This window comes from Vibrio sp. YQ_11 (assembly GCF_043103065.1).
GTDB lineage: Bacteria > Pseudomonadota > Gammaproteobacteria > Enterobacterales > Vibrionaceae > Vibrio > Vibrio parahaemolyticus.
This window is the reverse complement of sequence record NZ_JBICJM010000010.1, coordinates 172,260-199,151: the sequence shown is the minus strand read 5'-3', so window position 1 is coordinate 199,151 and position 26,892 is coordinate 172,260. Positions and strand designations below refer to the sequence as shown.

Sequence of the window (26,892 nt, the reverse complement as noted above, 5' to 3'; positions counted from 1 at the left end):
CGGGATTCGTTTCCTACGAGGTAAAAATGACGTTTCATTTCCCCCTGAAAAATCGCCAGACACCTTGGGTAGCGATATTCGCTTTATTCATCGCGATGATGACCCCTATTTTTGTGCAGGCCACAGAAAGCACAGAACCTCCTATTATCTCTGAAGCAGAAGCTTCTATAGATAGCTTGAACATCGACATTGTCGATTTATCGCAAAGCCTATCGCAAACGGCCGGTGACGAGCGTGATGCGCTTCAGCTACAACTTTTCCAAAAAAATGAAGAGTTGAGAAATCAATTAGCGTCCGCGATTGAGCGTGAGTCCATCCCTCGTGACAAGCTGATTAAGCTCGTCAAAACGCAAGAAAAGTACTCAAAAGACGCGACCGATTATCTGACGACCAAAACCAAAGAAGTCATTGAAGAGTTAAACAAAGCGAAAGACGAAGAAAAGCTCGCGCTTATTAACGACTACCGCGAGCTTCAACATTACTTGGATGTGAGCTTTGATTCGAGCTGGCAGAATTTGGCATGGCTCAAGCAATTAGGCGTTCAAAATGAGCGTGCGGAAGCGGAATTGCAAGACAAGCTAGATAAGCGCATGCGTTTGTTATCGGCATCGATGGCGTATCTGCGTCAACAAGCAGAAATCATTGGTACGCAGCTTTCATCCAGCCCTGAATCAGAAAAAGCGTCTTTGCAACTTAGCCAGCTGATCGTGAAGCAGAGACTGAATATCGCAACGGAAAGTTTGCGTAACCTGATGTCGATCGGCGACAAAATGGGTATTGAGACGTCGGAGTACAAGCGTCAGATCTTTGAAATCACAGGCAGCATCACACACGACTTGCTAGACACCAAAGTGGTGTGGTCCATCATCAGTCACTGGTCAAACTCCGCGGTGGATTGGTTTGCGGAAAACGCACCACAGCATATCTTCCAGCTATTCGTGTTCGCGCTGATCTTATTGATTGCTCGTGCACTGGCTAAACTCACGCGCAAAGTGGTGAGCAAAGCGGTGTCTTCTAAGAACTTGAAACTTTCCCACCTAATGCAGGACTTCTTTATCTCCATGTCCGGTAAAGTGGTGTGGGTGATTGGTATTATGGTTGGCCTGTCGCAGATTGGCTTGAACTTAGCGCCAATTCTGACTGGTTTCGGTATTGCCGGTGTGATCATTGGCTTCGCGTTGCAAGATACGTTGTCGAACTTCGCAGCGGGTATGATGCTTTTGATTTACCGTCCGTTTGATGTGGGTGATTTTGTCTACGCTGGTGGTGTGGATGGCAAGGTAAGTCACATGAGCTTAGTGAACACCACGATTCGCACCTTCGACAACCAGATCATCATTGTGCCGAACAGTAAGATTTGGGGAGATGTGATCAAGAACGTAACCCATGAGCGTATTCGCCGAGTAGATATGGTGTTTGGTATTGGCTACGCAGACGATTTATTGAAAGCGGAATCGGTACTAACGGATATCGTGACTTCACACCCTGCGGTACTTCGCGCGCCTGAGCCAATGATTAAAGTGCACACTTTGAATACTTCGTCGGTAGATTTCATCGTTCGCCCTTGGGTTAAAACAGATGACTACTGGGAGGTATATTGGGATGTAACGAAAGAAGTGAAGTTACGCTTTGATCGCGAAGGCATTTCGATTCCTTTCCCACAACAAGATGTGCATTTGCACATGGTGGAGAAAAAAGACGCGTAATCGCGTGTCATCCAAATACGAAAAGGCACTCGATAAAGAGTGCCTTTTTATTTGCGGTAAGTTTTGTGTCTTACAGTTCGTTAAAGAACGCTAACTTCGGTTCGCATTCAAGCAAGTTTTCAATCTGGTTGATCAAACGTGCAAAGTGCTCAGTTTTACCGTGAAATTCGAACGCTTCTTGGTCTTTAAATTGCTCTTGAAAAACGAAGTGGCATGCGTTGTCTTTATCTTGGAACAACTGATAACGAACACAACCGTCTTCATTGCGAGTTGGCTCAAGCGCTTGGGTTAGCACTTCTTTCAGTTGTTGTTCTTTCCCCGGTTGTGCATGAAAGGTAGCAGTCAAGTGAATCATAATTTTTACTCTTTTTAATTATCGGTTTTAGTTATAGGTAGCGTCCCTGTCGTTGCAGGAACTCAATTTTGTAACCGTCAGGATCGGTGACAAAAAAGAAGGTCGCTAGGTGTTTTTGCTGGTGGTCAAACGCTTTGATGTCACCTGCTTCAATACCTAGAGATTTAATTCGTTTGTGAGCTTGTTCGATGTCGTCCACACTAACGGCAAGGTGGCCGTAACCAGAGCCGTGAGTATAAGGTTCGCTTTGGTCGTGGTTGTGGGTAAGTTCTAATTCAAAGCCTGTTTCTTCATTTGCTAGATAGGTTAGGGAGAAACCATCAAAAACGTATTGGTCTTTGATCTCTAGCTCAAGTGCGTCGCGGTAAAATTGTAGGGAACGGTCCAGATCGCGTACTCGGATCATGGTGTGTATCATTTTTGTCATGAGTACTCCTTAATTGTCCGCATAGGTTAGCGAGTACAAAAGGAGTGTGGGTAGTACTAGAGTACGACAAATAAGAATACGCTCAATAGCTTACGATTGAGGCGTAAAGCCTCATCGATGCCATTGAATATTTTGGTAAGAATAGTTAGGTGTTAGGCGTTAAGTTGAGCAAGCGCTTGATGGAGCGTGTTTTCCGGTTGTCGAGCATACGTGAGACATGCGCAGCGCAGTAAGGATGCAAAGTTGTTCACTTCACCATTGTATTCCAGTGCTTCTTGATACACCGTGCTGATAAACTTTGGAACCGTCATGTCTTGCGCACTGGCAATTTCTTCAAGAATCGTCCAAAAACTCGACTCTAATTTTACGCTGGTGGCATGGCCGTCAATGCGGATGGAACGAGTGATAAACTGATAATTATCCTGTGGTTGTTTAGCAAATATTTCGCACATGGTATTCGTAGATATGATTTAAGACGTGCAAATATTGAGTATTGTTGCTTAAAACGTCAACTGTTTTTGCGGATAAAAAAAACGCTCTCGTGAGAGAGCGTTGGAACATCACAAGACGTGAAGTAAGTGCAAGATGATTATTTAATTTGTTGCTTTAGGAACTCACCAAGCTCGGAGTGGTGCATGATTTTTGAAACTGGAAGAATGGTTTCTGCAGGCCCCCAAGCGAATACGTTCACTGGTGTATGAGTGTGCGTGCCTGTTCCCCATACCGTGTTTTGTTTGGTCGCTTGTTCGCGAGCGAGCAAGTTACCGCGGTCGTTGTATGGGAAGAACGCATCAAAGTCGTTAATTGTTGGTACCGTTTCTACTTCTAGGTACGAGTGGCCAGCAACTCGGTATGGGTTTGGTTTGCTTGCTAGTACATGAGCGGCTTGCTCAGGTGTGATAGAAAAATCGCTGTTGGCATTCACCACTTCAGCTAGCTTTTCTGGTGTTTGCTGTGCTTTATCTAGCGCTTCAAACTCGCTGATCATGCCGTAGTAGCTTTTCTTCTGGTTGTATAAACCATCTAGGATTTCAAACTTACCGAAGTTGAAGTTTGGCGCGTAATCACGTTTTTCAAAGGCTTCACCTTTGCGTTTTTCTGGTTTAGGTAGATTTGCTGATGAGTAGCTAAAGCCAAAAGAACCTGTTTCGTGGTCTGCGGTAACAATGATAAGTGTGTCGTCACGACCTTTCGCCCACTCGTAAACAGAGTTCACCGCTTCGTCGAACTTAATCAACTCATGTAGCATGGTACCAGCATCGTTACTGTGGCCAGCCCAGTCGATTTGACCACCTTCAACCATCAAGAAGAAGCCGTCTTTGTCTTTAGAAAGAACATCAAGCGCTTTGACCGTCATCTCTTTCAACGATGGTTGTGTGCGTTTTGGATCGTTTTTGCTGTTGCTATAAGCAATACCATCATCCATACCTGAGTAAGCGAACAAGCCAAGTAGTTTGTCGCCTTTTGCTTGTGCCAACATGTCTCGGCTGAAAGCTAGGCTGTAGCCTTGGTCTTGCGCTTCGGTAAGCAGATTGCGTTCGTCTTTACGCTTAGATTTCAGGTAAACACTGCCTTGCGTAAGCTTTTCTAGCGCTTGGTAAGTTTCACCTTTGTCGTTAGTCGATTTTGGAATCCAGTGACGAAGACCACCGGATAACAACACGTCGACACCGCTTTCTAGCATATCGGAAGCGATGTTGTTTTCTAGCGAGCGATGAGGTTGATGCGCAGCAAACGCGGCTGGTGTTGCGTGCGTCATGCGCGTATCTGAAACAAGACCCGTTGCTTTGCCTTTGCTTTTGGCTTTTTCCAAAATGGTCTCAACGTGATTGCCTTGGCTGTCAATACCAATCACTTCTGATGCAGTTGGGATACCTGTTGCAAGCATTGTTGCCGAACATGCAGAGTCGACAACGATTGCATCTTCTGGGTTCGTTAAAGATGAGCCAATCACACCTTCTTGCGCTAACTTGTAGAGCGCGGTGGTTTGGCCTTTGTAAATCGAGTTTGGTGCGTGGTTCGCGTAGGTTTCTAGCAAGCCGACTTGCTGAGGACCCATACCATCACCAATCATCAGAATAACGTTTTTGATTTCAGCGGATAGCGCATTGAATGAAAGTGTAGATGCAGCCACTGCAGTAATAATCGGAGAAACTAAACGCTTCATTATATTTTCCTTGTTTATTGAAAGCGCAGAAATTAAAGCAGCGGTTTATGACGCTTTTGTGGCGGTAATAAAAGATTCACGGCATTGTCATTTAGGGTTGCTAGCCAACTCGGTCGCAGATGTTGGAGTATAAAAAAGCCCACAGAAGTGGGCTTGGATTACGCTTAGGAGTTGAAAGCATGGACTAAAGTCATCCATTTAGCGCCTTCATAAGAAACCTGATTGAGGGAGCAATAAACGAGTGAATGCAGTAAGAACCATGCCTTATAGATGAAAGATTCATCCATGTTGTATGATGGCTTGTTCTTAAGCGAAAGGAATTATGGTCTGCTTTTCAGTACGGATTCAAACACGGTTTGTTATCGTGTCGAGTAGGAATTTTGCGGCTAGACGAGAGCTAAAATGATACCACCAACAGTGAGCGCCGCGGAAAGATACTGCCCTGCAGAATATGAGTCGTCTTCCTCTTCTTCAATCTTGTCGGGATGATCCATGCCAAGGGCGCCGTGAGTGAAAGATTCAACTTTTTCACCCATTGTTTTGTTTTCTGCTTCTACCTTTTTACTCTCATGGTCAATTTGCTGCAACGCCGCTAGCAGTGCCTTACCTTCCGTAGAAAGTGTCACTTTGTTTTGCTCAACGTTGAGTGGCGCGGCAACCGTATCAACTTGATTGTCTTGATTTTGTGCCACTACTGCCGGTTGCTTAGCATAAGAGTTTACTGGGTTGCTTCCTACTGGATTCATCGAATACTCCTTGGAACATCGACACTCTTTCACTGAGTGCGGGTAAAAAGCAGTTATCTCTATATCGACGGCATAGGGTATTTCTTGAATCAATTTGTACCAATTTGACGCAGATATTCTGAATCAAAGGTTGGAACTCATGATAGGAGAAAACGGGCCTGTTTTTGCCGCCAAGATTGTTTCTTCAATAGCAAGCAAAAAGCAGACCGTACAAGTAGATTAAAATGTAGGGTAGGCCACGTTATTTACATTGAAGATCGTCATTACGTGTAGATAGGTGCTTATACGCGGCCATTCTGTTCGCGTCTTGAACGAAGCGAACCGGCGGTTCGAGTACTTCTAACTGATAGTCTGGGCTGTTTGTACTGATTTCAGACGTTGGATTAACCACCACCACTTTAAGCTCAGGGTTGCGTTGTAAAATGGATGCTGCGGTACCTAAACCTGCTTCTGTATGAAATTTTCCCGCGACATGAACAACTTGAGCATTTGGGTTTTGAGCGAGGTATTTCACAATCGACTCCGCCATGGTTTCGTCCCACGTTACTTGTGCGGCGTATTGCTTTTCAGTTTGCTCTGGCTTGCCATGATGCATGGATGCCATGAACTTTTCTTTATATGGACTGTTCGCGGTATTGACGTTTTCAGCCACAAAGCTGCGCTCTTCATCATCTAATTTATTCAGGTAATCAACACCTTGACGACCAATACAGCGGACGATGTATTTGGGTGCATTTGCGGCGATAACAGGTAAGTTGGCTTGCTTGGCGAACTCAACGAGTGGGCGGTAATCGCTTTCATAGTTTGGCCACGCATTGCTTTGAGACATGAAGTATTGTTCACCAATTTCGCCTTTTAGATAAGCGTCTAGCACCGATTGCTTGTCACGCGTGACTTGCTCCATAGATAAGGCAATACGGCGTTCGCCAGAAGAAAGTTGCCTCAGTAGATCGGTTTGGAAGCGATGAATACCAGCATGAGTGTGCCACTCTCCAACCAAGATCACGTCAGCGTTTTTTAACTCATCTGGCAGGTTCTGCAAATCAAGGGCGTTGCCAGAAGGAGAATGCAGTTGGTAATCGTAAAAGGTGGCGACGTCTGTTGAAGAAAGGGCCGATGTGGTTGGCGTGGTAGAAACACACCCTGAAAGTACGCTTGCAAATGCAAGGCCTAAAATAGAAAAGCGCATTGAAAAGCCTCCAAAAATGTCCGAGTGATATTAATGGAGGCTGAGCAATGAATCAATATAAATGAGAATGATTTTCGTTATTCTCTATTAATTCTCTTGTTGAACTGGCTTCTTGCGGTAAACGCGCAGCATGAAGTCGGCCTCACACTGGAAAAGTGTAGCGGACTTTAGCTCTTCACGAAGTTCATCCGTCGCCTTCCAAGCAAATGGAGTCATTTGCAACAAATCAAATGCAACACCATTTTCTAAGTCCATGGTGTAGTTCAGCTTTTGTTGATGCTCTAGCTCAAAGCCTTCAATGTTCTCTGGTTCTTCATTGTGTAAGCGAACTTCTTGATAGATGCGTTCGCGGAACTGGTAAAGGTGACTACCCGCGGGCGTTACCGTGATCACTACGCCGTTGTCTTTGATGACGCGTTGCAACTCTTCTGCTTTACATGGTGCATAAATACGCAAAATCGCATCCAGTGATTGATCTGCAAACGGCAAGCGATGGCTAGACGCTACACTAAATTGGCAGTTTGGGTAGCGCTTAGAAGCGTAACGAATGGCCACTTTAGAAATATCCAAACCAAAAACAGTAGCTTGTGGATCTTGTTCGAAGAGAGATTGCTGCACTTGATCGGTGTAATAACCTTCACCACAACCGATATCCAGTAATTGGTGTATCGTACCTTCTGTGTATTTCGCACATAGTCGAGCCACTTCTTGACGCATTGGATCGTAGTGGTTTCCTTCGAGAAAACGGCGGCGAGCTTGCATCATTTCTTTGTTGTCACCTGGATCTTTCGAACGTTTGTGGTGCGCAGGCATCAGATTCACATAACCTTCTTTTGCTAGGTCGAACTGATGGTTGTTTTCACACTTAAACGTCTTTTCAGTCAGCGAAAGTGGTTGGTGACATAGAGGGCATTGATAGTTCATGACGATCTCGAACAGAAAGTAGGGCGGCAAATTCTATCAAAAAGCGTGGCTTTAAGTGAAACAAAAAGAGCCGAAGATCTCGGCTCTTTAGGTTCTTGAGTGCCTCTTACACGTTTTGATCAATGATAAGAGGAGAAGGGCTGGGGATTAATGGAAGAAGTCCACTTGCTCTTTTAAATTTCTCGCTTGTTGCTGTAACTCGATCGCACTTTGTGATGTTTTCGCGCTGGTGTTACGGCTCTCTCGGTTTAGCTCACTGATTGAATGCGCGTTGGCTGCAATTTCTTGTGAAACTTGAGCTTGTTCTTCCGAGGTCGCGGCAATGGCATCAGCTTGAGAGGCGATAGATTGTACCTGTACGACAATCGCTTCGAGCGCGGTGCCTGCGTCTTGCGCTTTGTCTAGCACCTGATTCGCACTGCGTTGGCTGTCAGTCATCATGGTTACGGCATTTTGTGTTGAGCCTTTTAGTTTCTCGATAATCCCAACTACGTCTTGCACTGAGCTTTGCGTGCGGTGCGCTAATGTGCGAACTTCATCCGCGACCACAGCAAACCCACGGCCTTGCTCACCGGCACGTGCCGCTTCAATTGCTGCGTTGAGAGCGAGTAGGTTGGTTTGCTCGGCAATTTCGTCGATCATTCTTGTGACGGTTTGGATACTTTCACTGTCACGGTTGACTTGTTCGATGGCTTCGGCTGATTGATCCAATTGATCATTCAACTGCGCCACGTCGACACATACGCCTTCAACAATCGTCAAACCAGATTGGCTATCTAAGTTCGCTGAGCGGACATTTTCAGCAATGCTTTCTACTTGCTGCGCCACCGATTGAGCGGAAGAGGCCATCTCTTCGATCGCTGTTACGACTTGCTCAACTTCTTCTTGCTGACGATCCGCTTGGGTTAAGTTGCTATGAGCATCGCTTGCTACACTGGTCGAGTTACTTTCGACTAAATCGCTAGTAGAACGGATCTGGCCAACTAACTCATTCAATTGATTTGCCATGCTTGCAACGCCGTTATTCAAATTCACAATCTCATTTTTAGAACGTTTACGAGACGACGGAATTTGTAAGCTGACTTCACCATTAGCTAGGCGCGTCATGTAAGAGTTCAACACCGTTAGAGGCTGTAAGCTGCGATTTAAGAACAGAGTGAGCACAACAAAAGTGATGCTCGCTGCTACCGAAGAAATGATGGCTATCAGTTTAAGTAGCGTGTCGCTGCCTTTGGTCACTTCTTTGATGAATGTACCGCCCAGTAGTTTCCAGTTCCAGCCGGGTACTTCGGTGAACACTAAGTATTTTTCACCGACGGTTGATCCGTATTGGAATGGGTAGCGGATCAGACCACTCTTTTGTTCGAAAATCTTATGGAAAGGCTTGTTACCATCGTAATCACGAACTTCTACGATTGAAGGATCGGTAGCGCTCTTAGTTGGGTGGAGTAAGTACTTACCAAGATTGTTTTTGTCGTTATCGACAATGATGGTGTAGCCTGTGTCGCCCCACTTAATCTCTTCTAGAGCATCAAACAGAGTTTGTGTGGCTTGGTCTACTGGCAAACCGATAAATGACAAGCCAGATACGTTACCGTTAGCGTCTTTGATTGGCGCGTAATAGGTAATGTAGCGTTCGCCATATAGTTTGATTTGCGCGTAGTAAGGTTTTCCGCTCTTTAAGAGTTGGTAACCAGGATGATTGCGTCCAAGAGTCGTGCCTACTGCACGCTTACCTTGCGGATCTTTTAATGATGTTGAAACGCGAATGAAGTCATCACCAAGTGGTGCAAATAACGTTGCGATTGCTCCGGTATCACGCGTGAAGCTGTCGACCAGCTTTGTGTCGTTAATCAAACTTTCGCTGTATTGCGTGATATTTGGTACTTCATGGCCCATGAAGTCTACCGTGTAGTTTTCTACATAAACGCCTGCAAGGTAACCATTGCGAAAAGTTGATTCGAGTACTTGAGCAGTATGAAGGTAAGCATCGAACTGACCGGCAATGGTTTTTGCCATCGACTCGACTTTGGATTGATGTTCTCTCAACGTACTTTCTAGCAGTACGCCAGATGCGTTTCGATAAACGAGCGCAGCAATGCTGGAAAAGGCAATTACTAGGCACAAAGTGATGACTAACTTTAGTTGAAAGCCAACACTTTGATTTCTGTACTTTTCTAACATGGAATGTCTTCCTGATATATTTATAACTTATGAGTTTTGTATCGGCATGCTATCGGTTTATATGAATAATTTTTTGATATCTATTAATTAAATTGTCAAAAAACTCAGATAACCAATGAGTTAGTTAGAAAGTGACCGAGGAAGAACGGAAATGATTTCAAAAAAAGGCCGGATGAGCCGGCCTAGGAAGATTATTGGGCAGCAATCACTGTCACGAGCTCGTAGCTCTCGCCTGGCTCAAGAGTCTTGCCTTCTTCAATACTTGGTGCATGAAGGGCAGATTCCACACACAGCATGGTTTCATAGCCATTGTCAGCCATGTCTCCCATCCCTTGTGCACCTTCCGCCCACGGGTTCCATAGTACTGCGGAGTTATGGCCGCGGTTCGCTACGCTCAACGTGCGGTTAAGAGCAGGGTCTTTCACTAAAATTTGAGCTTCTGGCTGCGTGTATACGCGATCGATGGTGTCAGTCAGTTGAAGAACCTCACCACCCTGACACACTTCGCTATTTTTCAAGCTGTCAATGTACTCATTGCCCATACCTGTTGTTTGCGCTTGTTTGATGTCGCCCACGTTTAGGTAAGTATGTAATGCGCCTGAGAACGTCCAAGCTTCATCATCGATATTAAGAACTTTCAGCGTTACTTTGAGTTCGTCACCCACTTCGACAAGAAGACGCGCATCAAACATGTGTGGCCAAATTTGATGTGTTTCTTCGGTTGGGAATAGTGCCAACTCGACGATGACACCATTTTCATTTTCGCGGTGCTCAACCAATTCCCATTCGGATGTACGCGCAAAGCCATGAGCTGGTGCAGCAATACGGCCAAACCAAGGCCAACAAACAGGAATGCCACCACGTAATGCTGCTTTGCCATCAAAAATGGCTTTTTCGCTCATCCAGATCAAGTCTTCTTGACCTTGTGGTGCGTACGAGACTACATGACCGCCGTGTAAAGCAATACCTGCTGTCGCTTTGTCATGAATAATACGAACGATCTTTACGTTATCGATTTCGACAACAGTTACGTTGTCTGAAAGAACGGTTAGAGGAGGAAGAGTTTTTAAATCCATGTGCTTGTTTCCTACACTGGGGAAGAGGTAGATTTCGGCGCACTTCTCAGTATTTATGAAAGTACGTCTGAGATTTTTCTCAAATTCCAGATACAAAAAAGGCGACTATCAAGCCGCCTCTTTTTCAACTCAGTTAAGAGCTAATCACGATTTCTAATTACTTAGAGATGTGTGCGATTAGGTCTAGAACTTTGTTTGAGTAACCGATTTCGTTGTCGTACCAAGATACAACTTTAACGAAGTTATCAGTTAGAGCGATACCAGCTTTAGCATCGAATACTGAAGTTTGAACTTCACCGATGAAGTCTTGAGAAACAACTTGGTCTTCAGTGTAGCCTAGAACGCCTTTTAGTTCGCCTTCAGAAGCTTCTTTCATTGCTGCACAGATCGCTTCGTAAGATGCGCCTTCTTTTAGGTTAACTGTTAGGTCAACTACAGAAACGTTAGCTGTTGGTACGCGGAAAGCCATACCAGTTAGTTTGCCGTTTAGTTCTGGAAGAACAACGCCTACAGCTTTAGCAGCACCAGTTGAAGATGGGATGATGTTTTGAGAAGCACCACGACCACCGCGCCAGTCTTTAGCAGAAGGACCGTCTACAGTTTTTTGAGTTGCTGTAGTAGCGTGAACTGTAGTCATAAGACCAGATTCGATACCGAACTTGTCGTTAAGAACTTTAGCGATAGGCGCTAGACAGTTAGTAGTACAAGAAGCGTTAGAAACGATGTCTTGACCAGCGTAAGTAGCGTGGTTAACGCCCATTACGAACATTGGAGTAGCGTCTTTTGAAGGACCAGTTAGAACAACTTTCTTCGCACCAGCTTCGATGTGCTTACGTGCAGTCTCGTCAGTTAGGAAAAGACCAGTTGCTTCTGCTACAACGTCAACACCGATTTCGTCCCATTTAAGGTCAGCTGGGTTGCGCTCTGCAGTAACACGTACAGTTTTACCGTTAACGATTAGGTTACCGCCTTCAACTTCAACAGTACCGTTGAAACGGCCGTGAGTTGAGTCGTACTTAAGCATGTATGCCATGTATTCTACGTCGATAAGGTCGTTAATACCTACAACTTCGATGTCTGCGCGCTCTTGCGCTGCACGGAATACGAAACGACCGATACGGCCAAAACCGTTAATACCTACTTTGATAGTCATTATAGTTGCTCCACAACTTAATTTCTGATTAAAGATAACTGGTAGTAAAATTACAGAATCCAGTAAACATCTGCAACAGATAATCGGACTTAACTTGTTTAAAGTCAAAAAAAAGCGACGCTTTTTTTAACAATTCTTCGCAAATGTTCGTTTTTTAAACTTTTACTGAATCTTCTGTAGTCCAGTTGGCGTAATATAACTTGCGAGATAAGTACTCGTATCAAATTCATTACACATGGTGTCCTGGTGAGAAAGTATGTGCTACAACTGTTACGAGAAGCAAGTTTTTTGCTAAAAAAGTCAATGCCCAAAATAGTAAAGAAGGAACCGAAATTCGTGGAACAAAGCGGAAAAAAAGTAACGAAGTCTGATGAACAGTGGCGTGAGCAGTTATCTGACGAAGAGTTCCGTGTCTGTCGAGAGCAAGGTACAGAGCCCCCGTTCAGTGGTAAGTTACTGCATAATAAAGAGACGGGCGTTTACGCTTGTACGTGCTGTAATGCCCCTCTATTTATCTCGGATAACAAGTACGACTCTGGCTGTGGATGGCCGAGTTTTGATGCACCTCTTAATAATGAAGCAATACGCTATTTGGAAGATCTAAGTCACGGAATGGTTCGTACGGAGATTCGTTGTGCGAGCTGTGATAGCCATTTGGGTCACGTTTTTGAAGACGGTCCGAAGACCACTGGCGAGCGTTATTGTGTAAATTCGGTGTCGTTAATTTTCACCAAATCTGACGAATAATGACATTTTTGCTGTTAAGAGTGTTTTATCCTTTCATCGTACCGTTAGACCACTCATAATCACCAGCAATAGGAAAAAAACTCCCGGCTAAGCGGGAGTTTTTTGTTTACATGTCTTTAGGGATCATATCGGGCGAATAACTGCCTTTGCGTATTGCCTTTGCAATCGTATCGGCCAACTCATCTAACTTTTCGTATTGGTTCGGATCCTCGAAGTGGTACATACGCTGCAACTGCTTTTCATCCGCTAAAGGTACATCAAATCGTTTGGCAACCATCGCCCATAAGTACGCCTGCTTTTTCTCGCCTAAACCTTGGTTAATGCTTGCCAGTGATTTAAGTATCACAGGGTTTAGGTTGTCTTTGTTTGACAGAGCCAAAGCATTATTGAGCAAGACTAGCGTTTTTTTTGCGTCTCTATTGGTATAGAAAGTGGCTAAGGCATACTGCATTTCTGCAGTATTTAACTGGGGTGTGCCTTCCATTTGTAAAAATTGACGACGTGCTTGTGTATCGCCCGTTTGTGACCAAAGAAAATAGAGCGTCTCTGGTTGTTGAGAACCTTTCAGTTCTTCGACGATACGCTTGAGTTCATCTATGCTGTGTACCAAGGCATTAAAGCGTTGCCTTTTTAGCTCACTTTGATCGATAGGGGTGATCTGAGACGCGAGCTCCAAACATTTGCGATAATCAGCAACGATGCTGTATTCGGTAATTTGGTTTGCTTCTGATGGGTTTTTCACTAGCTCAAAACGGTGCCAAATTAACTTGGTTCTAGGAATTCGACATTGGCCGTCATCCATATTGAGGTTTTCACAACGGAGCTCTGGCGTTTTTTGACACAACTCTTCTGTTGTAACGTTGCCTTCAAAACAGCCCGTCAAAGTAAGGGTAGTGAGGCTGGCGAGTAACCAGTATGTTTTTTTCATGGTTTTGCTTGTGATCCGTTACACCAATTCATTTTCGTGTTCTTGACTCAGTTTCTTAACCCGTTATGTTCTGTAAATAGAATGTAATAAGAAGGTACATTATGGACGCAGAACAACTATTAAAAGCGATAACTCCAGAAGTTTATGATCGTTTGGTTTATGCAGTAGAAACGGGAAGATGGCCTGAGGGTACAACACTTTCTAGAGAGCAGCGAGATTCGTGTATGCAAGCTGTGATGTTGTATCAATCAAAACACAATACCGAGGCGCAACATATGACGGTTGCGGCTGGTGGTGAAATCAGTTTTAAGTCTAAACAGGAACTGAAAAAACAGTTCAATACCGATGAAAGTGACATTGTTCGTGTAAACCCGAATCTCGATTGATTCTGTCACTTCATACCAAAGTAAAAAGCCCAATCAATATCGGGCTTTTTTAATATCTAAGCATTGTTAGAGATTTGAAGAAGCGCTTACAGGCTCATTTCGCCACGCAGTACTTCCTGCATTTTCTCTTTTACTTCTTCGTAAGACAGGTTTTGGCTCAATAAGAAGTGCAGTTTTGCGAGCGCCGCTTCTGGCGTCATATCGTAACCGCTAATTACGCCTGCATCTGCCAACGCACAGCCTGTCGCATAACCGCCCATGTTGACTTTACCAGCCAAACATTGAGTCAGGTTGACCACAATAACACCACGCTCAGAGGCTTCTTTAAGATGGCCTAGTAGTTCTGGGTTTTGCGGAGCGTTACCCACACCAAAGGTTAGCAAAATCATTGCATTCACTGGCTGAAGCAAGGTATTGCGGATAACTTCATGCGAAATACCCGGATACATTGTGATCACTCCGATTGGTTGAGGAGTAATGTTGTGAACTTTGAACTCACCTTCAGGTTGCGCGTTCACCTTGATGCTGTTGCTAATCTGAATGTTGATGCCCGCTTCCAACAATGGAGGCAAGTTTGGTGACGTAAATGCATTAAAGCCGTCAGCATGAGATTTTGTGCTGCGGTTGCCACGCATCAACTGATTGTTGAAGAATAAGGTGACTTCGTTGATTGGGTAGTTTGCTGCGATGTGCAGAGCATTTAGTAAGTTTGCTTGACCATCAGAGCGCAGTTCAGCCAAAGGAATTTGAGAACCAGTAACGATAACTGGCTTACCCAGGTTTTCTAGCATGAAAGACAAAGCCGACGCGGTGTAAGCCATCGTGTCAGTGCCGTGCAGAATAACGAAACCATCGTACTTGTCGTAGTTGTCACGAATGTCATCAGCGATTTGTTGCCAGTCTGCTGGTGTCATATCTGATGAGTCGATAAGAGGATCATATTCGTGGATAGTGTATTCCGGCATCTCTGGACGGTGAAATTCCGGCATGCTGGCAAGCTGTTTTTCCATAAAGCCAGCGATAGGAACGTAACCGTGATCCGATTTTAGCATACCGATGGTGCCACCGGTGTAAGCGATGTAGATGTGTTTTCTAGTCATCGTTTTTTCTTTCATGTAGGGGAACAGAGGCGGGATTATATACCTAAATAACCTTGAGATGCGAGGCTCGGCGCACAGCATATGAAAGTCATCTGAGGAGATGTTGAGCTCAATAAAAAAGGGCATCTCACGTAGAGATGCCCTTTGTATTTCTTACTGAAAATCTACTGTACTTGGCAGTTCAAACAGAAAGCGTATTGTCCTTTCGGATCGTTAAAGCTTTGAAGCAGACTTGCATCTTGTTCGAACTGTTGAGCCACAGGTTGAAGGCTCTTTGGCAGAAGGCTTGTTGCGTCAACACCAAGGGATACTTTCACCTGATTCATGAATTCTTGTAGGAATAGTTCTGTTGGTGACAATGGCTCTTCAACCCAGTAAATCCCGTAATCTGTCACGTTCGCCAGCTTCGCAGCTAACTCAACGGCATCATCGAAGTCACCCATTTGGTCAACAAGACCGAATGATAAGGCATCTTGACCTGTCCAAACTCGGCCTTGCGCGACTTTGTCTACCTCTTCTACCGTCATATCTCGGTTTGAACCAACCAAAGAGATAAAGCGTTTGTAGCCATGCTCAATGCCTAATTGGAACGCTTGAGACGCGCCTTCAGACAAGCCAGTCGCAATGCCGTCGCCAGAAAACGGTGAGGTGCCAACGCCGTCGGTGTTGATACCAAGTTTGCTGAAGCCTTTTTCGAACGTCGTAATAACGCTGAAGATACCAATAGAACCTGTCAGTGTTGTTGGTTGTGCGACGATTTTATCTGCGCTCATTGAAATCCAGTAACCGCCAGAGGCCGCTAAGCTCGACATCGAAACTACAACAGGTTTGCCTGCTTTTTTTAGCGCTTCTACTTCGTTGCGAATTACTTCTGACGCAAACGCACTGCCACCAGGGCTGTCTACGCGAAGCACGACTGCTTTTACCTTCTCATCGTTACGCGCTTGACGCAGTAGACTTGCAACCGTGTCACCGCCTACTGTTCCACGAGGTTGCTGACCATCCATGATGGCGCCACTTGCAACAACAACGGCAATATCATGGTTTGCGAGTGTGTAGTCTGGGCGAATCGTCGCTAGGTAGTCGTAATAACTGATGGCGTTGTAGCTGTCTTTACCATCGCTACCAAATTCTTTGGCGAATAGGGTACGAATATCTTGGCGTGTCGCCAATTCATCAACTAACCCCATTTTGACTGCCAATTGCGCCAAATCACCATCCACAGATTTCATCTCGGTAAGCAGTTCTTCCATCGTTGGGTTTAGCACTTTGGCGTTGATGTTGCGGTTAGTCGTCACGTCATCGACAAACGCGCTCCACAACTGAGTGACCCAGCGAGTGGCAGACTCTTTTGCCGCATCCGACATGTCGTCACGAATAAACGGCTCGATAGCTGATTTGTAAGTACCGACTCGGAAAACGTGAGTGGATACGTCTAACTTCTCTAGCAGAGTTTTGTAGTACATAGAGTAAGCGCTGTAGCCCTTAATCAATACGCCACCATCAGGTGCCATGTACACTTTATCGGCGTAGCTTGCTAAGTAATATTGGCTCTGATTGTAAAAGTCACCCACCGCGTAAACTGGCTTACCTGATGCCTTAAACTCGTTTAACGCTTTAGCAATGTAACGAAGTTTCGTTAAGTTCGTTTCTGGGAGATCGCGCAGTGCCAATACCAAGCCAGAGACTTTGGCATCGTCTTTTGCGTAGCGAATGGTGTCCACGATATCGAACAAAACGTTCTCTTTTGGCATCTCGTTACCTAAAAAAGAACCTGCAACTGAGTCCATTGGATTGACATAACGACGCTGTTCCACGATGGGACCAGAAAGGTTCATAACCAAAGCGGATTCTTTCTCGATAACAGGTCGTCCTTCGCCAGTGTAGGTAAACGCAAAGTAAAACACGGCGATCATCAAAAGGAAGATCAGGTTTGCCAACGCGAGTCTGATAAAGGTGATGCTTTTCCATATCCCCTTAAATATCAAACCAATAAATTTGAAGAGTTTTTTCATCTTGTCTCCATAACGAGATAGTCTTTCCCTAATCTTACAAAGTATGGGTTCTTATCTCTAAGATCTCAAAAGATAACATTTTTTTAGCTTATCACGCTCACTCAACAATTGGCATATTTTCGCGCGAGATTGATCGGTGTTACAAAAATGTAAACGCCTGTTTGATTTTTTGGTTTTCCGGACGTAGTCTGGTCAGACCATGATAATAAAAATGGATGTTTAGTGATGTCTGCCATGTACCCTAATTTATTAAAACCACTGGACCTAGGTTTTACACAATTACGAAACCGAGTCCTGATGGGATCAATGCACACTGGCCTAGAAGAGCACAAGGAAGGATTGCAAAAGCTCGCCGCGTTTTATGAAGAGCGCGCGAAAGGTGGCGTCGGGCTTATCGTGACCGGTGGTTTTTCACCGAATTTACGCGGTCGTCTGCACCCGTTAAGTGCGGAGTTTAGTAAGCCAAAACACGCAAAGGCGCACCGAGTAGTCACCGATGCGGTGCACAAGCATGGTGGTAAAATTGCGCTACAGATTTTACATGCTGGGCGTTACGCGATGCACCCGTTTGCGCAGAGCGCCTCTGGCATTAAAGCGCCGATCGCGAAGTTTGCGCCGAGTGAAATGAGCGAGCGTCAGATCAAAAAGACCATCGATGCATTTGCCAACAGCGCTGAACTTGCTCAACTTGCCGGTTATGACGGCGTGGAATTAATGGGCTCAGAAGGTTATTTGATCAATCAGTTCCTTTGTAAGCGCACCAATATGCGGTATGACGATTGGGGCGGCAGTTACAAAAAACGCATGCGCTTCCCGTTGGAGATAGTGAAAGCTGTACGTAAAGCGGTGGGTGAGAAGTTCATCATCATTTTCCGTCTTTCGATGCTGGACCTCGTCGAGCAGGGCAGCACGTTCGAAGATGTGATTGAATTAGCCAAAGGATTGGAAGACGCGGGCGTCACCATTATCAACACTGGTATTGGTTGGCATGAAGCACGTATTCCGACCATTGCAACGCAAGTACCTCGCGGTGCATTTACATGGGTAACCGAGAAGGTGAAACCGCACGTTTCTGTGCCAATCGTCACCTGTAATCGAATTAACACTCCTGATGAAGCAGAGCGAATCCTTGCTTCTGGTCAGGCGGATATGGTGTCAATGGCTCGCCCGTTCTTGGCGGATCCATACTTTGTCGCGAAGGCAGAACAAGAGAAAGCGCAGTTTATTAATACGTGTATCGGCTGCAACCAAGCGTGTCTGGACAACGTATTTAAAGGTAAGCGCGCTAGTTGTCTCGTCAATCCACTTGCCTGTTACGAAACAGAAATTGTGGTTGAACCAACGTTCAAGAAGAAAAATATTGCCGTTGTAGGCGCAGGCCCTGCTGGTTTAGCTTGTGCGACGACTTTAGCTGAACGTGGTCATAAAGTTGATCTGTTTGAAAAGAACGACCGAATTGGTGGGCAATTCCGCTTAGCGATGCAAATCCCGGGTAAAGAGGAATTCAGAGAAACGATTCGATACTTTGCTAACCGAATTGATGAAACGGGTGTAAATCTGCATTTGTCTACGGAAGCGAACTACGACTTGCTGACAGAGTACGATGAGGTTGTGATGGCTTCTGGTGTTGAACCTCGTAAGGTCAATATCGAAGGTATTGATAATGCAGGAAAAGTGGTGGATTACCAAACGCTGATTCGTGACAAAACACCTGTTGGTGAAAAAGTCGCCATTGTTGGTGCTGGTGGTATTGGTGTTGATGTTGCGACAATGATTACCGAGCCAGCTGGGCAAACGTTGGATGATTGGCTGCATGAATGGGGCATTGATAAAGAAATGTCGCAACCAGGTGGATTGTATCCTTACCCAGACGCGGTGAGTGACAAAGAAGTGTGGGTGCTTCAACGTCGCAAAGGTCGTGTTGGTAAAGGGCCGGGTAAAACGACAGGTTGGATCCATAAACGCACATTAGAAAAACGCGGAGTGCATCTGCTTGGTGGAGTGTCTTATGACAAAATTGATGACAACGGTTTACACATTCATGTAGATGGTAAAGCGCAGCTTTTAGAGGCTGATAAAGTCGTTATTTGTGCGGGACAGGAATCAGTACGTCCGTTTGAAGACAAGTGGTCTGAACTTGGTGAAAAACTGCATATCATCGGTGGCGCTGATCATGCCGGTGAGTTGGATGCAGTACGCGCAATTCGCCAAGGCGTAAAACTTGCTGTGAAGCTATAACATCAAGCTTTATATGACTCAAAAGCTGCGTGTAATGCGCAGCTTTTTTGTTTCTGTCAATCTCGGTTTGTGTGAATCATCACGATAATCCCTAAAAAACAGATTGTTATTCGAGTGAGAGGATTATGCTAAAGTGAGCAGCAAAGAAAATAACAGTTAGATTCAATAAGGACTCGCTCATGGAAGCTCTCGATCTTTTGCTTAACCGTCGCTCTATCGCCAAATTATCTGCGCCAGCACCAGAGGGCAAAGCGTTGGAGAATATTATTCGCGCAGGTCTTCGTGCTCCTGACCATGCGGGCTTAACCCCTTGGCGTTTTGTGATTGCTCAAGGTGATGGTTTGAAGAAGCTATCAGATATTTTGGTGAAAGCCGCGATTGCAGACCATAGTGATGAAGCCGTGATCGAAAAAGTGAAAAATGCGCCGTTTCGTGCCCCAATGGTCATTACCGTGATCGCGAAAGTAACCGAGCATGAAAAAGTCCCTGCATTGGAACAATATCTTTCTGCAGGTTGCGCTGTTCAAGCAATGCAGATGGCGGCGGTTGCGCAAGGTTTTCAAGGTTTTTGGCGTTCAGGTAAATGGATGTTCCACCCTGAGGTACATCAAGCATTTGGCCTAGAAGGTGAGGATGAAATTGTTGGATTTCTATACCTTGGCACACCAGGTTGTACTCCAATGAAAGTGCCAGAGCGCGATTTGTCTAAGTTTGTTGAATTTCAATAAATACATATCTAGATAACGCTTACTGTTCATTTATACAGTTTTTCCTTGATTTCTTAGGGCTACATTCGATAATGTGGCCCTAATTATTTTGATTTCCAAATCCTTATGTCTCGTCTGTTTATTGCTGAAAAACCCAGTCTAGGTCGTGCTATTGCGGCGGCTTTACCTAATCCCCAAAAGAAAGACCAAGGCTTTATCCGTTGTGGAAATGGTGATGTGGTGACGTGGTGTATTGGTCATTTGCTAGAGCAAGTTGAGCCAGACGCTTACGATGAACGCTACAAAAAATGGAACATGGCCGATCTGCCGATTGTTCCTCAGCAATGGCAACTTAGACCGAGAAAAAGTGCCAGTAAGCAGTTAACCGTGATTCGTAAATTGCTCAAAGAAGCAACCGAAGTGATTCATGCGGGAGACCCAGACCGTGAAGGGCAGTTGTTAGTTGATGAGGTTCTCGACTACTGCAAGCTTTCCAAAACTAAGAAAGAAGCGACACAGCGTTTGCTGATTTCTGACTTGAACTTACCTGCGGTGAAGCGCGCACTAAACTCAATGCGCAGTAATCGTGATTTTATTCCTCTGTCTGTTTCCGCTCTCGCGCGCTCACGGGCGGATTGGTTGTATGGAATGAATATGTCTCGCGCTTATACCTTGCTGGGACAAAAGGCTGGCTACCAAGGTGTGCTCTCGGTTGGGCGTGTGCAAACTCCGGTTCTAGGGCTTGTCGTCCGTCGAGATGAAGAAATTGAAAACTTTGTTCCGAAAGATTACTTCACGCTGCACGCATTGATCCCGTATCAAGACCAAAATGGGGCGTTTGATATTCGCGCACGCTGGAAACCCAGTGAGGCTTGCAAACCATGGCAGGATGAAGAAGGGCGAGTATTAAATCGCAAGTTAGTCGAAAACGTCGCTAATCGGATCGCGAACCAGCCAGCGATAGTGAAGGAATCAGAGCAGAAGCAAACCAAGCAATCTGCACCATTGCCATATTCATTATCTGCTTTGCAGATTGATGCAGCAAAGCGTTATGGCATGAGTGCGCAGCAAGTGCTAGATACTTGTCAGGCACTATACGAAAAGCACAAACTGATCACTTATCCGCGTTCTGATTGTCGCTACTTGCCGTTGGAGCATTATTCTCAAGCTGGAACGGTTACATCCGCTATTGCAAACAACGCCAAAGAACTGCAAAGCGCAGTGAAGGGTGCCGATTTATCGATTAAATCGAAAGCGTGGAATGACAAAAAAGTCGATGCTCACCACGCCATCATTCCAACGCCTAAGCAAGCCAACGTTAATGCACTGTCTGGCAACGAAATGAAAGTGTATCAGCTCATTGCGCGCCAATATTTAATGCAGTTTTATCCTGCGGCTGTCTATGCCGAAGCGAAATTGGTATTCGACATCGCTGGTGGCATTTTCATCGCTAAAGGCCGTCAACTTGTTTCGCCGGGGTGGAAAGCACTGATGGGAAAAACGGATAAAGAAGACGAAGGTATTGATGCGGTGCCACCGTTAAGTGAAGGCACGGTGTCAACATGTCGTGAAGGTGAAATTAAAGACCGAAAAACTGAGCCACCAAAACACTTTACTGAAGCCACTCTGCTGCAAGCGATGACGGGAATTGCTCGTTATGTTGCCGATAAAGAGTTGAAAAAAATTCTGCGCGACACAGATGGATTAGGTACGGAAGCGACTCGTGCGGGTATTTTGGATACGCTCTTTAAGCGTCAGTTATTGACAAGGCAAGGTAAATCCATACTCAGTTCGCAAGCTGGACGAGGGTTAATCAACGCATTACCACAAGATGCGACGTATCCTGATATGACCGCTCATTGGGAGCACCAACTTCAGGGGATGGCAGAAAGAAATCAAGCTTATCAACCTTTCATGCAGGCACTTGAGCAGCGTATTGATGGGTTGATGAGCCAAGTAAAATCAGGGCCAATACCGGATTCTCTGCGCCACTTACCTAAAGTCGAACGTCCGGCGTTCAAGCGTAAAAAGCGAAGCTACCCAAAGAGTGGGGCATCGAAAGCGGGAGCCTCCAAGCGAAAGAGCTCTTAAACAAAAGCGGCGCATGAGAGCGCCGCTTTTGCTTGTTGTTTGTGGTGGTGTTACTCAAACAGATCTCCGTGATTTTGAATGGCACCTCTTACATCATCTTGCGTAAGAACTCGTTTGCCTGAGACTTGTTTGACTTGCTTACCTAAATCGACCAACGCATCGCGATTCGCTTGTGTTTGACGTTTTCCTGCGCTTCTTAAGCAGTAGTTGAGTTCGTGATCTTCACTAAAATTCACCAGATCTCTATCTGCAGCCATGCTCACTCTCCTTATTTGTTTGATAGCCTTACTAAGTCTGGAAAGGAAACGCAGAAATTCAAGGTTGTCAGAGAAGTAGAAAGCATAAAGCTAACCTACCTCTCATCTTTTTATAAAATACTTACCAAGGAAGCGAAGTTCCGTCGTAATTGATGAATTGACCAGAGTGTTCAACGGTGCTTTGGTCAATAACTTGTGCCAGCCCTTGAGCTGATGTCTCTGCATCTATAAGTGCATTTGGCCCACCCATTGTGGTGCGTACCCAACCAGGGTGCAAAGCAAGGACAGTAAAACCGTCAGGCGTTAAGTCATTGCTTAAGCTTTTGACTACGGAATTGAGTGCCGCCTTTGACGAGCGATAAATATAGCCGCCACCCGATGTATTCTCCGTCATACTCCCGACTTTTGAAGAGATGCAGGCGATTTTTTTCAACTGTCCTTGTTGCAGTTGTGGATAGAGCGTTTCGACCAGTTTAAGTGGCGCTATCGTATTAATCTCAAGTACTTTACGCCATTCATCCACATCGGTGTTTCCAAATCCATAACCTTTAGGGCCGTAGTAACCAGCGTTGTTAATCAAAAGGTCGATAGGTGGCAGGCTCTGAGCAAGTAACGCGATTTTTGCGTAATCAGTAACATCCAGTTCATGCAAGCTCAAAGAGGAGTAACGTGAGCTCAAAGCTTGTAGTTCGTCACTGTCTGTGACGTTACGGCTAGTAGCGTGGACGTTCCACCCGCGTTCAAGATAAAGCTCTGTCAGACTCAAACCAATACCACGATTTGCGCCTGTGATAAAAACACTATGGGCCATTTTTAACTCTCTGGTAAGACTCGTTATCGAACTATTGTGTTAGCTGAGTGCGACAAAATCAACTAACCACCATGCACTAAACAACATGGATATAAATACAGAAATAGCACAGAAGGAACCAAACAAAGCGCCTAGGACCGTAAATGTCGTTTTCTTCATCGTTGGAGTATGAAATTTAATTTTAATGAAAATCATTATCAATTAAATTAATTTCTATTCAACCTTTGTAGTTGGTAATATTTCACAACGTTGTATGAAAAGAATGTCTCATGTTGCCACTGATATACCACCCTATATACTCAAAACTTGAATTGCCTGTAGGGCATCGTTACCCAATCATGAAGTATCAATATCTCTATGAAGAGGTACGTCGCGGTGTGCAAGCTGAGTGGGTGCAGTTTTTTGAACCACAAGCGCTGTCAATTGAAGCGATCAAGCGCGTGCATGATGCGGACTATGTTGACTTACTGGTACAAGGAAATATGCCAGTCGCTAAAATGCGTCGAATCGGCTTTCCTTGGAGTGAAGCTCTGATCACTCGAACACTGACGTCAGCGGCTGGTACACTTCTGACAGCCGAAAAAGCGCTTGAGCACGGTATCGCACTGCACTTAAGTGGTGGTTATCACCATGCTCACAAAGATTTTGGTAGCGGATTCTGTTTGTTCAACGATTTAGTGATTGCGGCTAAACATATGTTGGATAACGAGTGCGTTGATAAGATTTTAATTATTGATAGTGATGTTCATCATGGTGATGGAACCGCCACCTTGTGCCAAGAAGAGCCGGACATCGTGACGCTCTCTTTTCATTGCGATAAAAACTTTCCTGCGAGAAAACCACAGTCTGATTTGGATGTTCCGTTAGCAAAAGGAACAGACGATGAAACATTTTTGATGACGTTTAAAGAGGTGGTCGAGATGGCGTTGAATCTCCATCGTCCAGATATGGTGATTTACGACGCTGGGGTAGATATTCATCAAGATGATGAGCTTGGTTACTTTGACGTATCGACTCAAGCAATTTTTGAGCGTGATCGGTTTCTTTTTCAACTGATGAAAAACAGAGGGATTCCTGTTGCCGCCGTTGTGGGTGGTGGATATAGAACAAACCACGCAGACCTTGTACCTATTCACATGCAGTTAATAAAAGCGGCGACAGAAGTCTTTGCCTCTTGATAGTTGAAGAAGGCAATTAGGCAGAACAAAGATCACTAACGTATTAGTGGTCTTTTGCTAAATGTGGCGGAGTGTTGGGCTTGTATTCAAGGAGGGATTTGTCCAAGTCCTTTCAAATCTGAATATACGAAAAAGCCCACTAATTTCTTAGCGGGCTTTTTCTAAATGTGGCGGAGAGATAGGGATTTGAACCCTAGATACGCTATTAACGTATGCCGGTTTTCAAGACCGGTGCTTTCAACCACTCAGCCATCTCTCCGTTGTTGACGCGAATAATATAAGGCTTTGAAAACCTTGTAAACCCCTAAATTATTCGTTTGAGTGTTTCCTGTTCGATTTTGTGTTGTTTGTTGCTTAAACAAACAAAAAGCCCTCCATTTGGAGAGCTTTTCTATCAACTTTGAGTGTTCAACTATTCACTTTTAGAGTAAAAACGCTGTAACTCGGTTAAGCCTTGCATAAGAACCGGCAGTTTAGGCGTTTCATCACGCATGCGCTTGTAGTTCTCATCGTATAGCTTGTAGTTCCCGAACTTATCGATCACGGTAGTTTGGTTATTTGTGATGAGAGCAAGTTCTCGAGTATCACCAGCAAGAATCCAACGGCGACGGCTTTCGTCAAATAAGTTACGACCACTGCTGTAATCGTATGGATTGGACGATACACCAAGCATATCTTGCAGTAGCGTAACTGAAAGGTCTAAATGGCTCGTGCTGTGATTAAACTCACCAGCCATCATACCAGGCCAATGGATTACCATAGGCACCTGCAATTGGTAACGACTGTAGTTACTGTTTGCGCCCCAGCTATTGGTATTGGTTTCGTTAAACTCACTGCCATGGTTGGAAGTGACGATAACAACGGTGTTTGCCAGTAATTGAGCGTCTTCAAGTGTTTTGATAATACCGCCGACTTTGTCATCCGCCGATTTCACTGCAAACTCATAAGCATTTTTGAAGCGTTCACTCGCCGACATATCTTCTTTCGAGTTCGACGGGATAGATTCAAAATTATCTACCGTAGTAACTTCGATGTAGCTGAACCAAGGCTGGTTCGCTTTTTCCGTTAGCCACATGTTCCAATCGGCGATAGATTGTTTGTCGGTATGGGCTTGAGTACCATCCAGTTTTTCAGCTAGGTTTACGCCTCGGAAGACGATTTCTGAATAAAGGTCATCTTCAAAACCGCTGCCGCTAAACAAACCGAAGGTGTAGCCTTGATCTTTAAGTACATCAAGAAGTACAGGCGAGGCACCTTGTGCCTTGATGCTAGAGGCGTAGCTCGTTGGTAAACCATAGAACAAGCCAAATGCACCGTAGGTGTCATTGCTTGAGCTGTAGTGTTTACGGAAGTTTTGGTTTTGTTGTGCAAACTCGTAGAGGTTTGGCATTTCTTCTTGATTCAGCGCGTCTGCTCGCAGGTTATTTACGCTGATCATCAATACGTTCAACTTGTTTACACGGCGGTTGAATTCAAGTTTTTCTAGTGGGTAGTTCACCAGCTCAACGTTATTTTCATTCTCCGCTAAGCGTTTTAGGTACTCTTCACGGTCAAGCAGACCATGTTTTTCCATAAAGCTTTTCGCTGTCATTGGGTAAGAAAGCGGGAAGTTTGAGCGTTGGCTCGTGATCGGATTATAGAAATAGGCATCTGCCCAAATGTAGACCAAATGGCTGGTCATAAAGCTCAAAAAGAACACGGCAGCCAGTGGACGACCAACGTGTTTGTGAGACAGTTTGCGTTGTTTACGCCAAACCCATTCTGATAAGGCGAGCTGAACAAGGAATATCAGCGGCATCACAACAAACAGGTGTTGTAGATCCGAGCTTAACGCACTTTTATCATCGCTGAATAACAGCTCCCAAACCACAGGGGTTAGGTGCAGGTTTATGGATTGATATGCCTGGGTATCAATCAATAAGATTGTTTGTCCAACAGTGGTAAAGATCACTGCCACCAAACGAAATAACTTCCGTGATGGCAGGACAAACGTCAACGGGAACAGAACCAATAAGTAGAGAGCGAAAACAAGGAAGCCAAAATGGCCAACCCACGAAACCGCAAGATAGAACTGACCCAGCAACGTCTCGGGCCAAGGCGACTGAACAATGTAGCGTGTGCCTATCAACATCGAAGCTACGATGTTGAAGAATGCAAACCAATGACCCCAACCAACCAGTCGAGATACACGTTCGCCGTATGAGTTTCCGCTGTCTACCATGTATGTGTTCTATTTATCCGTTATTAATGTGTTTTTGGTGTTTCTAATGAAGACATCAGCGCCTGAGCAAACTTTTCAGCAATCAGTTTGCGTTGTGAAGCTGCAACACGTTGATTTAAGACATTCGTTGCGATATTTCCGGCAATCATTAGCGTCAATTCAGGAGAAGCGGCATGTTTTTCAAGAACCAAAGCGACTTCAGCAAGAATTTTCTCTACTTGTTCGTCAGTATATTTAGATGTAATCGGCATAAAGACTCTAATAATGATAGTAAAAGCGGCTTATG

General features: G+C 44.9%; 24 protein-coding genes and 1 tRNA gene. 7 read left to right on the top strand and 18 right to left on the bottom strand.

What is annotated here, in order from left to right; genetic code table 11:
• The first annotated feature begins 26 nt into the window (after positions 1 to 26).
• Positions 27 to 1,706, top strand: coding sequence for a mechanosensitive ion channel family protein (locus tag ACF8EG_RS08060; protein WP_021453584.1), 1,680 nt, complete (start codon positions 27 to 29; stop codon positions 1,704 to 1,706).
• A 70-nt stretch (positions 1,707 to 1,776) separates the two neighbouring features.
• Here ACF8EG_RS08060 and ACF8EG_RS08055 read toward each other — a convergent pair whose 3' ends face one another.
• The 10 genes from ACF8EG_RS08055 to gap all read right to left on the bottom strand — a co-directional run bounded on the left by ACF8EG_RS08055 (position 1,777) and on the right by gap (position 11,927).
• Positions 1,777 to 2,061 carry a putative quinol monooxygenase gene (locus ACF8EG_RS08055; protein WP_025546303.1) on the bottom strand — a complete coding sequence of 95 codons (285 nt, stop codon included), beginning with the start codon at positions 2,059 to 2,061 and terminating at the stop codon, positions 1,777 to 1,779.
• Between the two features lie 31 nt (positions 2,062 to 2,092).
• Positions 2,093 to 2,488, bottom strand: a complete 396-nt coding sequence (locus tag ACF8EG_RS08050) for a VOC family protein (protein ID WP_005460098.1) — start codon at positions 2,486 to 2,488, stop codon at positions 2,093 to 2,095.
• Between the two features lie 152 nt (positions 2,489 to 2,640).
• Positions 2,641 to 2,940 carry a ribbon-helix-helix domain-containing protein gene (locus ACF8EG_RS08045; protein WP_005460130.1) on the bottom strand — a complete coding sequence of 100 codons (300 nt, stop codon included), beginning with the start codon at positions 2,938 to 2,940 and terminating at the stop codon, positions 2,641 to 2,643.
• A gap of 137 nt (positions 2,941 to 3,077) precedes the next feature.
• Positions 3,078 to 4,655: an alkaline phosphatase gene (locus ACF8EG_RS08040; protein WP_005460094.1), complete on the bottom strand. Its 1,578-nt coding sequence runs from the start codon at positions 4,653 to 4,655 to the stop codon at positions 3,078 to 3,080.
• Between the two features lie 386 nt (positions 4,656 to 5,041).
• On the bottom strand, positions 5,042 to 5,401 hold the full coding sequence (locus tag ACF8EG_RS08035) for a hypothetical protein (RefSeq protein WP_069504728.1): 360 nt from the start codon (positions 5,399 to 5,401) through the stop codon (positions 5,042 to 5,044).
• Between the two features lie 241 nt (positions 5,402 to 5,642).
• On the bottom strand, positions 5,643 to 6,590 hold the full coding sequence (locus ACF8EG_RS08030) for a ChaN family lipoprotein (RefSeq protein ID WP_068864001.1): 948 nt from the start codon (positions 6,588 to 6,590) through the stop codon (positions 5,643 to 5,645).
• Positions 6,591 to 6,677: 87 nt separating this feature from the next.
• Positions 6,678 to 7,514, bottom strand: coding sequence for a 23S rRNA (guanine(745)-N(1))-methyltransferase (rlmA, locus tag ACF8EG_RS08025; RefSeq protein WP_069504726.1), 837 nt, complete (start codon positions 7,512 to 7,514; stop codon positions 6,678 to 6,680).
• Positions 7,515 to 7,661: 147 nt separating this feature from the next.
• On the bottom strand, positions 7,662 to 9,698 hold the full coding sequence (locus tag ACF8EG_RS08020) for a methyl-accepting chemotaxis protein (protein ID WP_069504724.1): 2,037 nt from the start codon (positions 9,696 to 9,698) through the stop codon (positions 7,662 to 7,664).
• Between the two features lie 191 nt (positions 9,699 to 9,889).
• The gene (locus ACF8EG_RS08015; protein WP_053319189.1) at positions 9,890 to 10,774 is read right to left on the bottom strand and encodes a D-hexose-6-phosphate mutarotase; all 885 of its coding nucleotides are present in this window, start codon (positions 10,772 to 10,774) and stop codon (positions 9,890 to 9,892) included.
• Positions 10,775 to 10,931: 157 nt separating this feature from the next.
• Positions 10,932 to 11,927 (bottom strand): type I glyceraldehyde-3-phosphate dehydrogenase, encoded by a 996-nt coding sequence (gene gap, locus ACF8EG_RS08010; RefSeq protein ID WP_005479552.1) that lies wholly within the window; start codon positions 11,925 to 11,927, stop codon positions 10,932 to 10,934.
• 303 nt (positions 11,928 to 12,230) lie between these two features.
• On the opposite strand from gap, the gene msrB reads away from it, so the two are divergent.
• The gene (msrB, locus tag ACF8EG_RS08005) at positions 12,231 to 12,674 is read left to right on the top strand and encodes a peptide-methionine (R)-S-oxide reductase MsrB (RefSeq protein WP_079858808.1); all 444 of its coding nucleotides are present in this window, start codon (positions 12,231 to 12,233) and stop codon (positions 12,672 to 12,674) included.
• 106 nt (positions 12,675 to 12,780) lie between these two features.
• Here the strand turns inward: msrB and ACF8EG_RS08000 are convergent, their stop codons facing one another.
• A complete protein-coding gene (locus tag ACF8EG_RS08000; RefSeq protein WP_069504722.1) occupies positions 12,781 to 13,602 on the bottom strand; it encodes a DUF2989 domain-containing protein in 822 nt (273 codons plus the stop codon).
• 101 nt (positions 13,603 to 13,703) lie between these two features.
• Between ACF8EG_RS08000 and ACF8EG_RS07995 the strand changes: the two genes are divergently transcribed.
• Positions 13,704 to 13,988, top strand: coding sequence for a YeaC family protein (locus ACF8EG_RS07995; protein WP_005461780.1), 285 nt, complete (start codon positions 13,704 to 13,706; stop codon positions 13,986 to 13,988).
• Positions 13,989 to 14,074: 86 nt separating this feature from the next.
• Here the strand turns inward: ACF8EG_RS07995 and ansA are convergent, their stop codons facing one another.
• On the bottom strand, positions 14,075 to 15,088 hold the full coding sequence (gene ansA, locus ACF8EG_RS07990) for an asparaginase (protein WP_005479567.1): 1,014 nt from the start codon (positions 15,086 to 15,088) through the stop codon (positions 14,075 to 14,077).
• A gap of 164 nt (positions 15,089 to 15,252) precedes the next feature.
• Positions 15,253 to 17,103, bottom strand: a complete 1,851-nt coding sequence (gene sppA, locus ACF8EG_RS07985; RefSeq protein WP_069504720.1) for a signal peptide peptidase SppA — start codon at positions 17,101 to 17,103, stop codon at positions 15,253 to 15,255.
• A 225-nt stretch (positions 17,104 to 17,328) separates the two neighbouring features.
• Here sppA and ACF8EG_RS07980 point away from each other — a divergent pair, with 225 nt between their 5' ends.
• The 3 genes from ACF8EG_RS07980 to ACF8EG_RS07970 all read left to right on the top strand — a co-directional run bounded on the left by ACF8EG_RS07980 (position 17,329) and on the right by ACF8EG_RS07970 (position 22,139).
• Positions 17,329 to 19,341: an NADPH-dependent 2,4-dienoyl-CoA reductase gene (locus ACF8EG_RS07980; RefSeq protein ID WP_031849985.1), complete on the top strand. Its 2,013-nt coding sequence runs from the start codon at positions 17,329 to 17,331 to the stop codon at positions 19,339 to 19,341.
• 179 nt (positions 19,342 to 19,520) lie between these two features.
• Positions 19,521 to 20,069, top strand: a complete 549-nt coding sequence (locus ACF8EG_RS07975; protein WP_005461733.1) for an NAD(P)H nitroreductase — start codon at positions 19,521 to 19,523, stop codon at positions 20,067 to 20,069.
• Positions 20,070 to 20,174: 105 nt separating this feature from the next.
• Positions 20,175 to 22,139, top strand: a complete 1,965-nt coding sequence (locus ACF8EG_RS07970; protein ID WP_069504718.1) for a DNA topoisomerase III — start codon at positions 20,175 to 20,177, stop codon at positions 22,137 to 22,139.
• Between the two features lie 50 nt (positions 22,140 to 22,189).
• Here ACF8EG_RS07970 and ACF8EG_RS07965 read toward each other — a convergent pair whose 3' ends face one another.
• Positions 22,190 to 22,396, bottom strand: a complete 207-nt coding sequence (locus tag ACF8EG_RS07965; RefSeq protein ID WP_005461782.1) for a hypothetical protein — start codon at positions 22,394 to 22,396, stop codon at positions 22,190 to 22,192.
• A gap of 121 nt (positions 22,397 to 22,517) precedes the next feature.
• The gene (locus tag ACF8EG_RS07960; protein ID WP_029830203.1) at positions 22,518 to 23,207 is read right to left on the bottom strand and encodes an SDR family oxidoreductase; all 690 of its coding nucleotides are present in this window, start codon (positions 23,205 to 23,207) and stop codon (positions 22,518 to 22,520) included.
• 269 nt (positions 23,208 to 23,476) lie between these two features.
• Here ACF8EG_RS07960 and ACF8EG_RS07955 point away from each other — a divergent pair, with 269 nt between their 5' ends.
• Entirely contained in the window at positions 23,477 to 24,385 is a 909-nt protein-coding gene (locus ACF8EG_RS07955; RefSeq protein ID WP_069504716.1) for a histone deacetylase, read from the top strand.
• A gap of 168 nt (positions 24,386 to 24,553) precedes the next feature.
• Here the strand turns inward: ACF8EG_RS07955 and ACF8EG_RS07950 are convergent.
• The 3 genes from ACF8EG_RS07950 to ACF8EG_RS07940 all read right to left on the bottom strand — a co-directional run bounded on the left by ACF8EG_RS07950 (position 24,554) and on the right by ACF8EG_RS07940 (position 26,857).
• Positions 24,554 to 24,644, bottom strand: a tRNA-Ser gene (locus tag ACF8EG_RS07950).
• A gap of 153 nt (positions 24,645 to 24,797) precedes the next feature.
• Positions 24,798 to 26,606 (bottom strand): DUF3413 domain-containing protein, encoded by a 1,809-nt coding sequence (locus tag ACF8EG_RS07945; RefSeq protein ID WP_020841078.1) that lies wholly within the window; start codon positions 26,604 to 26,606, stop codon positions 24,798 to 24,800.
• Between the two features lie 23 nt (positions 26,607 to 26,629).
• Positions 26,630 to 26,857, bottom strand: a complete 228-nt coding sequence (locus tag ACF8EG_RS07940) for a YejL family protein (protein ID WP_005461743.1) — start codon at positions 26,855 to 26,857, stop codon at positions 26,630 to 26,632.
• Positions 26,858 to 26,892: the final 35 nt, after the last annotated feature.

Excerpts from the sequence above, each read along its gene's own strand:
- ACF8EG_RS07970 (WP_069504718.1), top strand. The coding sequence starts at position 20,175 with ATGTCTCGTCTGTTTATTGCTGAAAAACCCAGTCTAGGTCGTGCTATT.
- ACF8EG_RS07980 (WP_031849985.1), top strand. The coding sequence starts at position 17,329 with ATGTCTGCCATGTACCCTAATTTATTAAAACCACTGGACCTAGGTTTT.
- ACF8EG_RS08035 (WP_069504728.1), bottom strand. The coding sequence starts at position 5,401 with ATGAATCCAGTAGGAAGCAACCCAGTAAACTCTTATGCTAAGCAACCG.
- gap (WP_005479552.1), bottom strand. The coding sequence starts at position 11,927 with ATGACTATCAAAGTAGGTATTAACGGTTTTGGCCGTATCGGTCGTTTC.
- ACF8EG_RS08055 (WP_025546303.1), bottom strand. The coding sequence starts at position 2,061 with ATGATTCACTTGACTGCTACCTTTCATGCACAACCGGGGAAAGAACAA.
- ACF8EG_RS08040 (WP_005460094.1), bottom strand. The coding sequence starts at position 4,655 with ATGAAGCGTTTAGTTTCTCCGATTATTACTGCAGTGGCTGCATCTACA.
- rlmA (WP_069504726.1), bottom strand. The coding sequence starts at position 7,514 with ATGAACTATCAATGCCCTCTATGTCACCAACCACTTTCGCTGACTGAA.
- ACF8EG_RS07955 (WP_069504716.1), top strand. The coding sequence starts at position 23,477 with ATGTTGCCACTGATATACCACCCTATATACTCAAAACTTGAATTGCCT.
- ACF8EG_RS08020 (WP_069504724.1), bottom strand. The coding sequence starts at position 9,698 with ATGTTAGAAAAGTACAGAAATCAAAGTGTTGGCTTTCAACTAAAGTTA.
- ACF8EG_RS08015 (WP_053319189.1), bottom strand. The coding sequence starts at position 10,774 with ATGGATTTAAAAACTCTTCCTCCTCTAACCGTTCTTTCAGACAACGTA.
- ACF8EG_RS07965 (WP_005461782.1), bottom strand. The coding sequence starts at position 22,396 with ATGGCTGCAGATAGAGATCTGGTGAATTTTAGTGAAGATCACGAACTC.
- ansA (WP_005479567.1), bottom strand. The coding sequence starts at position 15,088 with ATGACTAGAAAACACATCTACATCGCTTACACCGGTGGCACCATCGGT.
- ACF8EG_RS08030 (WP_068864001.1), bottom strand. The coding sequence starts at position 6,590 with ATGCGCTTTTCTATTTTAGGCCTTGCATTTGCAAGCGTACTTTCAGGG.
- msrB (WP_079858808.1), top strand. The coding sequence starts at position 12,231 with ATGCCCAAAATAGTAAAGAAGGAACCGAAATTCGTGGAACAAAGCGGA.
- sppA (WP_069504720.1), bottom strand. The coding sequence starts at position 17,103 with ATGAAAAAACTCTTCAAATTTATTGGTTTGATATTTAAGGGGATATGG.
- ACF8EG_RS08045 (WP_005460130.1), bottom strand. The coding sequence starts at position 2,940 with ATGTGCGAAATATTTGCTAAACAACCACAGGATAATTATCAGTTTATC.
- ACF8EG_RS07960 (WP_029830203.1), bottom strand. The coding sequence starts at position 23,207 with ATGGCCCATAGTGTTTTTATCACAGGCGCAAATCGTGGTATTGGTTTG.
- ACF8EG_RS08050 (WP_005460098.1), bottom strand. The coding sequence starts at position 2,488 with ATGACAAAAATGATACACACCATGATCCGAGTACGCGATCTGGACCGT.
- ACF8EG_RS07945 (WP_020841078.1), bottom strand. The coding sequence starts at position 26,606 with ATGGTAGACAGCGGAAACTCATACGGCGAACGTGTATCTCGACTGGTT.
- ACF8EG_RS07995 (WP_005461780.1), top strand. The coding sequence starts at position 13,704 with ATGGACGCAGAACAACTATTAAAAGCGATAACTCCAGAAGTTTATGAT.
- ACF8EG_RS08000 (WP_069504722.1), bottom strand. The coding sequence starts at position 13,602 with ATGAAAAAAACATACTGGTTACTCGCCAGCCTCACTACCCTTACTTTG.
- ACF8EG_RS07975 (WP_005461733.1), top strand. The coding sequence starts at position 19,521 with ATGGAAGCTCTCGATCTTTTGCTTAACCGTCGCTCTATCGCCAAATTA.
- ACF8EG_RS08060 (WP_021453584.1), top strand. The coding sequence starts at position 27 with ATGACGTTTCATTTCCCCCTGAAAAATCGCCAGACACCTTGGGTAGCG.
- ACF8EG_RS07940 (WP_005461743.1), bottom strand. The coding sequence starts at position 26,857 with ATGCCGATTACATCTAAATATACTGACGAACAAGTAGAGAAAATTCTT.